We start from the raw sequence: 12,824 nt of genomic DNA on the forward strand, positions 1-12,824 counted from the left end.
TTTGCTTATTTGCTTATTTGGCGTTTCTAACTTCCGTGTCCAAACCAATACAAAGCAATTAGACCTTACGAGCAATTGGTTAGGTGCTCGTAAGGCGAGCGATAAGGCCATGCGTCATACCAATCACACGCTTCATATTAGTTAAAAGCGTTGAGGTCTTGTCTGATTTTTCTAATTAATGCGATGGATTGGGGGTTATCACCATGAACACAAATGGTATCGGCTTCAATAGGCAGTCTTTCACCTTCAATGGTCGTGACTGAACCGTAGTTAATGATTTGCATGACTTGGTTGTAGATGTCGTCTTGGTTGACGTAAACCGAGCCTTTTTGAGTTCGCGGCGATAACTGCCCATTATTCAAGTATGCACGGTCGGCAAACGCTTCAAACAAGAGGGGTAAGTCATGATCGTCAGCAATATCTAGATACTGTTGATTGTCTGATGAAGAGAGAATCATCAAGGGGATGTTAAATTCAGCGACGGCTTGGGCAACGGCATTAAACACATCAATGTTCGCCATCATATCGTTGTAAAGGGCGCCATGAGGTTTCACATAGCCAACAGAGGTGTGGTGATAGCGGCACAGCGCTTGTAGTGCACCGACTTGATAACAAACTAGCTCACTGATCTCGTCCATGGTATGAGGAATAGAACGGCGACCAAACCCAACTAAATCTTGATAACCAGGGTGGGCACCAATTTGGGTGTGATAGTACTGCGCCAGTTTTATGGTCTTAGACATAACGTGCGGATCAGACGCGTGAAAGCCACAAGCGATGTTTGCCATATCGACCCATTCCATGACCGACTCGTCATCGCCCATCTTCCAATTGCCGAAACTTTCTCCCATGTCGCAATTAAGCAAAATCTTCGTTGTCACGTGGTGCTAACCCTTTACGTTGAGGTGAGTAATGACGGTCTTATAAATACCATAAATAAACAGTGACCTAACTCAAATTTTCGACACCAAGAACTGCATTTACTATGAGGTCACGGCATGTATCAAACCCGCTAAAGAATGGATTGTGAAAAATGCTTCCTTTCATCAATGACGTATAGAAACTATGGTTAAAGATAATTGAAAAACAAGTGTTCGACAAACAGCGCTTCATCTATTTTGTTTCCGGTTTAGGGAGCAAACGTAAGGTGATGAATCATATGGCGACATTGATGTAATTCTGAAGGTTGGCGCTGAGGTGTACGTCTAAGTGAAATTCAAGGTAAAGGTCAGTTTTCGTTCTCTCGTGCGGTGTATCTGCCATAGGCGTTTGTGACTCAACCCTAAGCTGTTGTATCATAAGAGGTAGGTTGAGTGTTTTTAATTAAAAGGTCCGCTAAACATGAATGTTTTAGTTACAGGTGGCATGGGCTACATTGGTAGCCACACAAGTATCCAGATGATTAACGCAGGTATGACACCTGTACTTTTCGATAACTTGTATAACAGTAAACCAAGCGTTTTAGAACGTATCGAAAAAGTATCTGGCGTTCGTCCTGATTTCATTGAAGGTGATATTCGTGATAAAGCGCTTTTAACTGAAACCATGAAGCAACACAATATTGAAGCTGTTATTCATTTTGCGGGCCTGAAAGCGGTTGGCGAATCTGTTACCAAACCTCTCGAATACTACGATAACAATGTAAATGGCACGTTAGTCCTTGTCGATGCAATGCGTGACGCTGACGTAAAAATATTAGTATTCAGCTCTTCAGCAACGGTTTATGGCGATCCTGCTAGTGTTCCTATCACAGAAGATTTTCCCACAAGCGCAACCAATCCTTACGGTCGTAGCAAGCTCATGGTTGAAGAGTGCTTAACTGACTTCCAAAAGGCTAACCCCGATTGGAGCATTACGTTATTACGTTACTTTAACCCCGTAGGTTCACACCCAAGTGGTGAACTCGGTGAAGACCCAAGTGGTATTCCAAACAACCTAATGCCATTTGTATCTCAAGTTGCAGTTGGCCGACGTGAATTCCTATCTGTATTTGGTAGTGATTACCCAACAAAGGATGGCACTGGTGTTCGTGATTACATCCACGTTATGGATCTGTCTGATGGACACATTGCAGCACTTGAGAAAGTAGGGCGTAAAGACGGTCTTCACATCTATAATCTGGGTACTGGCAACGGTTCAAGTGTATTAGATATGGTTAAAGCCTTCGAGAAAGCGAGCGGTCAAGCGATACCTTATAAACTCGTTGAGCGCCGTCTAGGAGATATCGCAGAGTGTTGGGCCGACCCAGCGAAAGCTCAGAAAGAACTGGGGTGGAATGCGACACGCACATTGGCTGAAATGACTGAAGATACATGGCGCTGGCAATCAACAAATCCTGATGGTTTCCCTGGTTGATTGAGTGATTTCATGAATAGTTAACGTACAAAAAGATGCTCTAGGGCATCTTTTTTGATCTAAATCGAATAAAAAGTGATTTGGTGGTTAAAAAGTATCATTCTGTATCGGTTGTTGTTATCATGCTCGCGAATTATATGTTTAATGTTAATTTTCTTTGGAGTTAATCATGGAACTAGGCCTAATCATCACTTTCATCATTGCTGCAGCAGTAATGGTAAAGAAAGAAATGGCAGAGAAATAATTTCACTTTACCCCTTTTTGATACAACTTTTAGTGAAATAACAAAAGCCAGCTTATCGTAAGCTGGCTTTTTAGTTTCTACAGTATTTTTTTGTATGGCTTTATTCTGGAACGACCTAGATCTTTAATGACCTAGGCCTTTAATAAACTTAGCTCTACAACGAACTAGATTTCTAACCAGTTAGAACTCGTAGTTTGCAGATATACCCCAGTTACGACCCGGTTGAGACTTAATATCGGTGTTGAACTTAGAATCGTGCCCACGGCCTGACATGTCATTGTACAGCCAATATTTTTTGTCTAATGCGTTGAATAGACCCGCTCGCAAGGTTAAATCCGTGACAGGGCGGTAATAAGCAGTCAAATCAACAACTGTGTATCCAGCCACGTTTACGTTGTCATCAGAGTTCCACTCATCTTTCGCAGCAACCATCTTAACATTTAAAGCTGAACCGAAAGTCTCGCGTTCGATACCAAGACCTAGCGTACCCGTTAGTGGTGCTACTGAATCAATGGATTTACCTGTAGATTTATCTTCACCATCAGCATAAGCGACAGCTAAACGAGTGTAGGTTCCAAATGGTGCGTCTAACAGGGTGTCAAGATTAATCGTTGACGAAAGCTCTGCACCATAGATAGTCACTTTATCTAAGTTCTCTTTGGTGTATACGTCTTTACCGCCTTGTTTACCCGATTTCGTCTGGTTAATGAAATCAGAGTAATCTGTGTAGAAAGTGCTTAGTTCAAAGCGAGCATGTTCATTATTGCCACGAAGGCCAAGCTCGTAAGAGATACTTCTTTCTGCTTTCAAGTTAGGGTTAGCTTCAATGATGGCACCTCGAGTGTAGAAGTAGTAGAGGTCGTAAACTGAAGGTGCTTTAAACCCTTGCCCAACTTGACCAAATACCGATAGGTTGTCATTGATGTGGTAAACTGAACCTAGCTTAGCTGTGACGGCGTCATCTTTATTCTTCTCGTATTGAGTCTTGTAGCCTTCATCCGTTGATGGGTCAGCAACAAATGAGTCATAACGAAGACCGCCAGTTACAATCAACTTGTCTTCCATGAAAAATGCTTGGTCTTGAACAAACACACCCCATTGCGTTATTTCTGCATCAGGTATACCAGTGCTACCCGGTGTAACAGTGCCTCGATCAAATTTATGGTCGTAGTTTTCTAGTTCAAAGTCATTCTGCAGGTAGGTGAAACCATATGTGAACTCGTGATCCGCACCATCAATATTCACTAGCTTAGAAAGCTGTGTATCAACTTGCATGTTTACATCAGAAGCATCACGCTCACGAAGTCGACGTCCGTTGAAGCGAGTTGTATCGTAGTTTTTATTCAGAGTACTTGAGTCTTGGTAACTTAGAGACCAGTCTAAAGAGTCAGCAATTGAAGAGCTTAGCTTAAGCTGTTGTTCCAATGTTGCACGAAAACGTTTGTTGGTGTCTTTGTTGTAATTATCAGTATATACAAAGCCCGGCATAAGCTGATAGCCATTGTAGTTTAGCTCATCTTCATCATATTGACGTTGGTAATGCTCAACCGTAATACCAACCTTATTTGAATCTGATACATTGTAGAATGCTTTGGCTAGGATATTACTTAATTCCGTATCTGCTGGGTTCTCTGCACCACGATCTGGACCTTGAACTTCGCTTCCTGATGAATGAGTTTCTGTCTCGTGGCCTTGAGCGTATGTCGCCATAACGATCGTTTCTAACTTATCTTTACGCATCGCCCAAGAAACTGTGTTCTTGAACTGTTCATCTGCAGATGTATAGGTAGATTTGATGCCAAAACGGTTTTCATCCCCGTCAGTTCTAAGCATATCCTCTGGATTTTTAGTTCTTAGCAGTACTGCACCACCAATGGCATCTGAACCGTAAAGCGTAGAAGCAGGGCCTTTATTCACCTCTATGACACTTAATGTATCGACTTCGATCGCATTCGAATATTTACGTTGCTCAGAAGCGCCAGGGTTATATGGTGTAGGTTGTTGAACTCCATCTACCATAAGTTTAACGCGATCACCTTCAACACCGCGGATGTTAAAGCCTGAAATACCAAAACGGCCACCGCCTTGAGCTTCTACTCCTGGCGTGTATTGAAGAGCTTGCTTTATGTCGCTAGACATTTGATTATCTATATCTTTTGCAGATACAGACTCAATTGAGCTTGAAACGTCTTCTTTGTTTTGTTCAGTACGCGTTGCTGATACAACAACCTCGTCAAATAGGGCATAATCTTCAGCAAAGGCTGATGTTGATGAAAGCGCTAAAACGATTGAAGCAGAGAGTAGGGATTGCTTATACATCTGATAGTTACCTTAGTTCCATAATATCATCTTGATTTGCGAAAGATGATATTGGATCTAAATGATAATTACTATTATTTGCATTTAAATAATTTTCAATATTATCAACTAATTCATAATTAGCGTCATTAAACACATGTATTAAAAAGAGTTTTTCAGTTCCATTCACTACGTGAATGCTTCTCTTTTTGTGATTAAGATCTCACTTACAAAGTAGGAAAGTTATGCATAGCCCAATAACACTTGAAGCCTTACACATATTAGATGCCATTGATCGTCGTGGAAGCTTCGCGGCAGCGGCTAATGAAATGGACCGAGCACCTTCTTCATTGAGTTATCAAATCCAGAAGCTAGAACAAGACTTAGATATTATGATTTTTGATCGCTCAGGCCACCGTGCAAATTTCACGGAAGCGGGGCAGTTAATATTAGAGCAAGGAAGGATCATTCTTGGTGCCACTGAACAGCTCGTTAATGACGCGAGTATTCTTGCCAATGGCTGGGAGTTGGATTTAACGATTGCCTTTGATGGCATTATTCCGATTGCTAATTTCTTCCCATTAGTCGATGAACTCGGAAAAATAAGTAAAACTAGGGTTCGATTACAAGAAGAGATTCTAGCTGGATGTTGGGAATCTCTTTCAGACGGCCGAGCTGATTTATTGGTGTGCCCAAAGGTTGACACCATACCAAACGATATGAAAAGTGACATTATCGGTAAGATGGAAATGGTATGGGTTGCAGCATCAAATCACTACGTTCATAAGCGTTCTGGTGATTTCGACCAAAAGGCGAGAGAAAGTTACAGGGTTATCGCAATTGCAGATACAGCGCGTGACCAACCTGCATTAAGCATCAATATTCTAGAAAAGCAGCCACGTTTAACCGTAACAAGCTTCCCAGCCAAGGTAGAGGCTCTAACTGCAGGGTTAGGGATCGGCACCTTACCGAATAGTGTAGCTAAACCTTTGATTGAATCTGGCGTTCTACAACAGATTTCGGGTACCGAACCACAGCTTATCGACATCGTAATGGCTTGGCGACGTAACAAAATGGGCGACGCCAAGTCTTGGTGTATTCAACACCTAAAAAAAACATGGGCGTTAAAGTAACGGCAACACCATATCTGCAGTGCCGTCTTCAAAACTGATATCTAGCTCGAAGCCCAACTTCTGGGCTAGTGTCAGCATCCCTCGGTTGGTCGGCATCGTCATACCCGACATCTGCTTGGTCTGCTTTGTACGACAGTAGTCAATAACCTTAGTCATCAAAATGCGACCTAATCCGACGCCTTTCAGATCGGAACGTATCAGAATAGCAAACTCTGCATCGGTGTTCTCTGGGTTAATCAGCGCTCTCGATACGCCAATAATCGCGGGTACGCCTTGTTCCTTTCGAACGACCACAAATGCAATTTCTCTATCAAAGTCAATCTGAGTAAAGTTAGCCAACGCCTCATGATTGAATTCACCCACATCACTAAAGAAACGCTTGTAAAGGTCTTCTTTGGATACACGATGAATAAAATCAGCATGAAGCGGCTCGTCTTCAGGAAGGATCGGGCGTAACAACACCTCAGTGCCGTCCTTAAGTACGATATTCTCTTCCAATTCGACTGGATAAGGGCGAATCGCAAGACGTTCTTGAGGATCGCCTTGGTATGCTTTCAAGATGATATCGGCATCTAATATCGTGAACTTGTCTCCGTTGGCCAGTACTGGATGGATATCCAAATCATGTATTTCAGGGCAATCTACTACCATCTGAGATATACGCACCAACAATTCAGAGAGACCTTCAATATCAATCGGGTTAGGTAGTTTTTGCAGACGAATCTTGCCGCTTTTTATCGCTCGAATGATCAAGTAACGCGCCAGTGTCATATTGAGTGGTGGAAAGGCTGCAGCAGCGTCAATGGATTCATCCCATTCAGAACCTCCTTGACCAAGTAAAATGATAGGACCAAAGGTTTCGTCCGTTGTCACTTTTACACGTAGCTCCTGCCCGCCGGCGAGTTTGGCCATTCCTTGAATTAACAAGCCATGAATATGCGCAGTAGGGAACGACAGTTGAGAGCGATCGAGAATCGCCTGAGCCGCATTGGCGACTTCATTGCTGTTTCTTAAATTAAGCATGACTCCTTGCACGTCCGACTTATGTGCAATGTCTGGCGAACGTAGTTTAACTGCGACTGGGTAACCAATCGTTTCGGCAATATGTACCGCTTCACTTGGGTCAGAAGCTATCCAAGTTGGTAATACATCTAGGTTGAAGTGCTTGAAAAATTGGCTATTTTGATGCGTATCAAGGCTAACTGTGTCTTTATCCAGTAGTTGTCGTTCTATCCAATTTTTTGCATCTGCTAGATCTTCAATATGGACTTTTTCTGCCGTGGTTGGCGTTTCCATTAACTGACGTTGGTTACGTCTGTACTCGACCAAGTGCATGAATGCGACTACTGAACTTTCAGGTGTTCGATAGGTTGGGAAACCCGCTTCGGTAAACAACTTTCGTGCTGGCTTTGCTGTTAGCTCACCAGACCAATTCGTTAGAATGTTAAATCGCTTGTGGCGAGGATGCTTTTTAATGGCTTCAATAATTCGTTCAGCTGTTTTAGCTGAATGTGCGATCGCAGAAGGGCTGTGCATGATAAGAATCGCATCCGCTTCATCACCATCTAACAAGATGTTTATCGTATCGATATAACGTTGCTCACCGGCGTCACCAACAATATCGATTGGATTACTCTGAGACCAACTCAATGGCAAAACCTTATTGAGTTTCTCTAGCGTATCTTCAGAAAACTCGGCAAGTTTACCACCACGGTCAAAAAGGGTATCCACCGCCATGATCGCTGGGCCGCCCCCATTGGTCACAATAGCCAAGCGCTCTCCACGTAGTGGTACTGAATGAGTCAGAGTCTCTACCGCTGCAAACAGTTCATGTAAGTTCTTAACTCGCAACATGCCGCTGCGTCGGATCGCTGAGTCATAGATAATATCTAACGTATCGGCACCGCCAGTATGTAGCATGGCCGCCGCCCGGCCTTTAGCGGTTCGCCCGCCTTTTAACACTAGAATTCGTCTATTACGTGACGCAGCACGCGCAGCAGAGATAAAGCGCCTCGCATCTTTAATACTATCAACATAAAGCAATATTGCTTCGGTGTGAGAGTCGGTACTCAGATAATCCAACAGCTCTGAGAATTCTATGTCACTGCCATTACCTATCGAGATAAACGCCGAGAAGCCGATCTCTTTATCGTTCGCCCAATCTAGAATCGTTGTACACACTGCAGCGGATTGAGAAACAAAGGCGATTTTACCTGGCAGCGCCGTCACCGGAGAAAAAGAGGCATTCAAATTTAACCACGGGACAATAACTCCCAAGCTATTGGAACCAAGTACCCGAATATTGTTTGCTTTGGCTATTGCAATACATCTCTCATCAAACGTTTCACCGCTATCACTTTGCTGTTGCATGTCGGAGGAGAGCACAATGACGGAAGCGATGCCTTTCTCGGCCAACTCTTCAAAAATAGCCACATTGCGTGTCGCATTAGTGCACAAAATAGCAAGGTCAGGCACGATAGGTAGCGACAAGATGTTTTTGTAAGAGAGGACGCCTGCGACAGAATCGTATTTTGGTGTTACCGGCATCACCGCACCTTTAAAATCCCCGTGTAACAGATTGTTCATGACGATATATCCTGCACGCGTTTCTCGTTGAGATGCACCAACAACAGCGATTGAACGGGGTTTAAGTAGGGGATCAAGATGATTCATAGACATATCCTAGCAATGCACGTAAGTTCATCGTAACTTACTTTTCATTCACGGGTTGATGGCAAATTCACCGAATTAAGATGAATAAGCAGACACTGCATAAAGTTTGTGAAATAGGTCACCCACTAATGGTGTATAATCTCAAAGTTAACTTGATTCTAAACCGACGTATCGGCATGATTTATAGTAATTATTATTAAGGATATAGAGCTTTCCATGAAAAAACTTGCAATTGTGACTTTGCCACTGCTCTTGGCTGCATGTGTATCTGACAACTACGTTACCAATGTAACGTCAGATAGCTATCAAGAAGAGTTCAAAACGGCTAAAGTTGAAGCTCCAGTTGTATCTCAATCTGAGCAGACTGCCGTTGTTGAAGAGAACGTGGTCAACGTTGTCAGAACCACACCTGTAGAACAAAAAATCACTCACACGACTAGAGCTAAGCCGGTTGCAACAATTACAGCTCCAACCAAGAAGCAACAAGACATGAACCAACGCTTTGGTTACACAGTTCAAGTTGTTGCTGTTGGCAGCCAAGCCAAAGTCGATTCTTTTGTAAAAATGCTACCAACCACTTCCCAGCCAATTTGGGAAAACTACAAAATGGTTAACGGCACGAAGTGGTTCACTGTACTTTACGGTGACTACGCGACACGCTTAGACGCTAAAAAGGCGATTTCATCTTTGCCGAGCAGTTTTCAAAACTTAAAGCCATTCGTTAAGAGCATTGATGATATCAAGAACTCTGAATACCCAACGCTTAACAAGTTAAACTAAGTTTTAAATCATAAAGAAGGAGCAAATGCTCCTTCTTTTGTTTTATGACGGTTAGTTTTGTTTAATAGTTAATCGCTCACTCCTTAGATGACGATTTTAGCATTCAAAACACTGTACCTATTTCGACTTTTGTTTATCATTGAAGTCAGTATTCCTAGTTTCAAGGACCGAATTTACCCATGAACACCACAAACATCCTTCTACTTTGCGGCGGTGGATCTTCAGAGCATGAAGTGTCGATCGTTTCAGCCAATTACCTTTTTGAACAACTTAATAGCGTTGCAGATTTTAACGTTGTGAGAGTTGAAATTAAAAACGAAGGCTGGTGTCTTGATTCTGGTGAGTTGGTTTATCTTGATATTAACGATCAAACCTTACGTGGCGACAACTTAGAATCAAAAGTCGATTTCATTGTTCCATGTATTCATGGTTTCCCGGGCGAAACAGGTGACATTCAATCACTGTTTGAAATGGCTAAGATTCCGTACCTAGGTTGTGGTTCTGAAGCAAGCAACAACAGCTTCAATAAAATCACATCAAAACTTTGGTACGACGCTCTGGGTATCCCAAATACGCCTTATCTGTTCTTATCCGACAACACTGAACTAGCTCATGCACAGGCGACACAAGCCTTTGAAAGTTGGGGGAAAGTGTTCGTCAAAGCGGCTCGTCAGGGATCTTCCGTTGGCTGTTACCAAGTCAATCAAGCAGAAGAATTAAGCGGAGCAATCAACAAGGCATTTACCTTCTCTGATCAAGTGCTTATTGAGAAATCCGTGGTGCCAAGAGAGCTAGAAGTTGCCGCTTATGAAATCGATGGCGAGCTACAGATAAGCAAGCCAGGCGAGGTGATTGCACCTAATGGCGCATTTTACTCTTACGAAGAGAAGTACAGTGCAGACAGCCACTCAATTACTGAAGTTGAAGCAACTAACTTAACCGATGAACAGCGTGAATTGATTGCAGACAGCGCCCGCAAGGTATTCACGCAGATGAAGCTTCGTCACTTGTCTCGTATCGATTTCTTCTTAACACAAGACAATGAGATCTACCTGAACGAAGTGAATACCTTCCCAGGTATGACGCCAATTTCCATGTTCCCAAAAATGGTTGAACATGACGGCCACAAATTCAGCCAGTTCTTAGAAAACTGCGTGAGAACAAGCATTTTTTAGTTCACCCAAAATATCTTAGCCGTTTTATATAACTCATTAGATAACAAATAGCGCCTTGAGCTTATCTACCAAGGCGCTATTTGTTTTTAAGTCGGAAGCTTTTGGTTTGCAAAGTCAGTTGATTGACTTAACAATCTGCCTATAAAAAACCGTAGATAAACAAGCCGCCTCTTAACAAAGCCATCAGCTCATTGCCAAGGGATTAGTGCTTTAAACTTCATCTTCTCACTCTCAGAGGTACCCGAATAACCCACATATTGCGCAGGCATTGCAGGGCTGAGCCAACGACCAAAATCTTGAATTTCTCTCACCTTAAGGCCTTGTTTCGATAGTTCTTGTGCGGCACCTACACGAATAGAGTTCCCGGAGAAATGGTGGTTGTCAGCCAATTGAAGTAAGTCACTTGCTCTTCTCAATATTCTGTAGATCGACGAATCATCTAAAGCTTGCAGACTGATATTTTCATGTTTATCTATCGCACGAAATACAGGCAACTCGTCTTGTGTTCCGGTAAACGAAAACCAACGCTCAAGTGCGGCGCTTGCTACTCGCGATAGCCTATACACTGAACCTTTTATTGTAATCTGGTAGTCATTCTCAACGCTCTCCACATTATCCATCGACAACGCCTTTAGTTCAGACCGCTTTAAAGCACACTCGAACATCACATTATAAATCGCGATATCTCTGATCTCTTTTAAGCTCGATTTCTCATGGGAAAGTAACGTGTTTAACTCTGTGAGGTGTGCGGATGTCATGGCATTGGTTTGTTTAGCGTCGCCAGCCATTCGAGATTGCAAGTGGAGCAGGGTAAAACGAACTTGCCTATGCTTGATTGGGTTAGCAAAGCTCAACACAGTATGCAACAAGCTAAGTGTTGCAGTGTAACGTTTCAAAGACGCGAATTTTCTTTCACTGGATTCAGTCTCAAGAAAACGCCGAACAGCAGTGATGGATGCTGGAAGTGTGTTAATACGATTTTTAGTACAGAACGCATGGTAGCGATTCCAATCACTGTAGATACCCAACAAGGAGTTTCGAGAGTACTGATATCCTGTTAACTCATCTATAATTTCAATTGTCGCGTGGCTGTTTAATTTTTCAACAAATGAATTAATTATCACAGAGTCCGATAAATTAGGGACTTTTTTTCTCAAATTACCGTACCTCAACAGGTGTTTTTGCCATATTATGCTTGATATCATTAGAAGTATACTTATGATTAACGTAATGAAAACAAAACGATGATCAATGGATATGGCAAATTCAGTTTACCGAGGCGTTCCTCTACAATCAGCGGATGCAAACAACACCGTTTGGCGTGCCAAGCTAAAAAACAACATTATTCAAGGCAATTTACCTGCTGTGAAAAAGAGTATTGATTGGTGGATTGATACTGCGACCCTTATTGACCCGAAAGAATTCACAGCGTTAAACAAGTCGAGAGCGTCTGGTGGTGGCTTAGCTGAAAACTTCCATGGTTACCAAATTAAAAATGATAGCGGTGAGCCTAACGCTTGGTATTGCATGTTTAACGGGCGCCTAATTAAAGGTGGCAAGATTGCAATCCAGCGTCATATAGAGGCTTTCTTACTCGCAAAACAAAAAGCAGCACAGCAAAAGAAGTAAAATTATGAGCCTAGTATATTCAACTGAAACAGGTCGTATTAAACCTGAAGAAGAGAAAGTCCAGCGCCCTAAAGGTGATGGTATTGTTCGAATCCAAAAAGAAACCAAAGGCCGTAAAGGCAAAGGCGTTTCTATCGTAACAGGCTTAGACCTAGATGACGCGCCATTAAAACTCATGGCTGCGGAACTCAAAAAAGTATGTGGTTGTGGCGGCTCAGTAAAAGATGGCAACATCGAGATTCAAGGCGACGCTCGTGACAAGCTCAAAGCGCATCTTGAAAAGAAAGGCTACAAAGTTAAATTTGCCGGCGGTTAAGCTCTAACTAATGCCGGGGGTAAAATCGAAGATTATTATCACTGGTTATTAGGTATTTTATGGTAAATAACCGCTATGGTTAAATACGCAGTAGAATTCAGAGAGTACAGATATGAAATAAAGGCAGGGCATCACATAAAGATACCTGCCTTATAAACACCGAAACCAATTTAACATAACGTACATAATACGCACTGAGCATGTTAGAGCAATTTAGTAAT

10 protein-coding genes are annotated in these 12,824 nt (G+C 42.5%); 6 read left to right on the forward strand and 4 right to left on the reverse strand.

Annotated features, from left to right (window positions below; genetic code table 11):
* Positions 1-137: 137 nt before the first annotated feature.
* Positions 138-881: a 5-oxoprolinase subunit PxpA gene (locus AB4513_RS17810; protein ID WP_029223943.1), complete on the reverse strand. Its 744-nt coding sequence runs from the start codon at positions 879-881 to the stop codon at positions 138-140.
* Positions 882-1,341: 460 nt separating this feature from the next.
* On the opposite strand from AB4513_RS17810, the gene galE reads away from it, so the two are divergent.
* Positions 1,342-2,355 (forward strand): UDP-glucose 4-epimerase GalE, encoded by a 1,014-nt coding sequence (gene galE / locus AB4513_RS17815; protein ID WP_102257726.1) that lies wholly within the window; start codon positions 1,342-1,344, stop codon positions 2,353-2,355.
* A 424-nt stretch (positions 2,356-2,779) separates the two neighbouring features.
* On the opposite strand, the gene AB4513_RS17820 is transcribed toward galE, so the two are convergent.
* The gene (locus AB4513_RS17820) at positions 2,780-4,918 is read right to left on the reverse strand and encodes a TonB-dependent hemoglobin/transferrin/lactoferrin family receptor (protein ID WP_065679019.1); all 2,139 of its coding nucleotides are present in this window, start codon (positions 4,916-4,918) and stop codon (positions 2,780-2,782) included.
* Positions 4,919-5,142: 224 nt separating this feature from the next.
* Here AB4513_RS17820 and AB4513_RS17825 point away from each other — a divergent pair, with 224 nt between their 5' ends.
* A complete protein-coding gene (locus tag AB4513_RS17825; RefSeq protein WP_017100554.1) occupies positions 5,143-6,030 on the forward strand; it encodes a LysR family transcriptional regulator in 888 nt (295 codons plus the stop codon).
* Here AB4513_RS17825 and AB4513_RS17830 read toward each other — a convergent pair.
* Complete coding sequence (locus AB4513_RS17830) at positions 6,022-8,703, reverse strand: bifunctional acetate--CoA ligase family protein/GNAT family N-acetyltransferase (protein WP_102250455.1); 2,682 nt, start codon at positions 8,701-8,703, stop codon at positions 6,022-6,024. The two genes, AB4513_RS17825 and AB4513_RS17830, sit on opposite strands and share 9 nt — an antisense overlap.
* A 216-nt stretch (positions 8,704-8,919) precedes the next feature.
* On the opposite strand from AB4513_RS17830, the gene AB4513_RS17835 reads away from it, so the two are divergent.
* Together AB4513_RS17835 and AB4513_RS17840 are read left to right on the forward strand one after the other, a co-directional pair.
* Positions 8,920-9,483 carry an SPOR domain-containing protein gene (locus AB4513_RS17835; protein WP_009845372.1) on the forward strand — a complete coding sequence of 188 codons (564 nt, stop codon included), beginning with the start codon at positions 8,920-8,922 and terminating at the stop codon, positions 9,481-9,483.
* Positions 9,484-9,662: 179 nt separating this feature from the next.
* A complete protein-coding gene (locus AB4513_RS17840; RefSeq protein ID WP_017100556.1) occupies positions 9,663-10,658 on the forward strand; it encodes a D-alanine--D-alanine ligase in 996 nt (331 codons plus the stop codon).
* 188 nt (positions 10,659-10,846) lie between these two features.
* On the opposite strand, the gene AB4513_RS17845 is transcribed toward AB4513_RS17840, so the two are convergent.
* Positions 10,847-11,815: a tyrosine-type recombinase/integrase gene (locus AB4513_RS17845; protein WP_102257727.1), complete on the reverse strand. Its 969-nt coding sequence runs from the start codon at positions 11,813-11,815 to the stop codon at positions 10,847-10,849.
* Between the two features lie 100 nt (positions 11,816-11,915).
* On the opposite strand from AB4513_RS17845, the gene AB4513_RS17850 reads away from it, so the two are divergent.
* Together AB4513_RS17850 and yciH are read left to right on the forward strand one after the other, a co-directional pair.
* Positions 11,916-12,287: a DUF3319 domain-containing protein gene (locus tag AB4513_RS17850; RefSeq protein WP_029222765.1), complete on the forward strand. Its 372-nt coding sequence runs from the start codon at positions 11,916-11,918 to the stop codon at positions 12,285-12,287.
* A 4-nt stretch (positions 12,288-12,291) separates the two neighbouring features.
* Complete coding sequence (gene yciH, locus AB4513_RS17855; RefSeq protein WP_009845368.1) at positions 12,292-12,603, forward strand: stress response translation initiation inhibitor YciH; 312 nt, start codon at positions 12,292-12,294, stop codon at positions 12,601-12,603.
* The last annotated feature ends 221 nt before the right edge of the window (positions 12,604-12,824 follow it).

Source organism: Vibrio sp. 10N.222.54.E6 (assembly GCF_041473955.1).
Lineage (GTDB): Bacteria > Pseudomonadota > Gammaproteobacteria > Enterobacterales > Vibrionaceae > Vibrio > Vibrio tasmaniensis_A.

Bases quoted from the DNA above. Each gene is read 5' to 3' on its own strand.
- galE (WP_102257726.1), top strand. From the start codon at position 1,342: ATGAATGTTTTAGTTACAGGTGGCATGGGCTACATTGGTAGCCACACA.
- AB4513_RS17820 (WP_065679019.1), bottom strand. From the start codon at position 4,918: ATGTATAAGCAATCCCTACTCTCTGCTTCAATCGTTTTAGCGCTTTCA.
- AB4513_RS17825 (WP_017100554.1), top strand. From the start codon at position 5,143: ATGCATAGCCCAATAACACTTGAAGCCTTACACATATTAGATGCCATT.
- AB4513_RS17830 (WP_102250455.1), bottom strand. From the start codon at position 8,703: ATGAATCATCTTGATCCCCTACTTAAACCCCGTTCAATCGCTGTTGTT.
- AB4513_RS17835 (WP_009845372.1), top strand. From the start codon at position 8,920: ATGAAAAAACTTGCAATTGTGACTTTGCCACTGCTCTTGGCTGCATGT.
- AB4513_RS17840 (WP_017100556.1), top strand. From the start codon at position 9,663: ATGAACACCACAAACATCCTTCTACTTTGCGGCGGTGGATCTTCAGAG.
- AB4513_RS17850 (WP_029222765.1), top strand. From the start codon at position 11,916: ATGGCAAATTCAGTTTACCGAGGCGTTCCTCTACAATCAGCGGATGCA.
- yciH (WP_009845368.1), top strand. From the start codon at position 12,292: ATGAGCCTAGTATATTCAACTGAAACAGGTCGTATTAAACCTGAAGAA.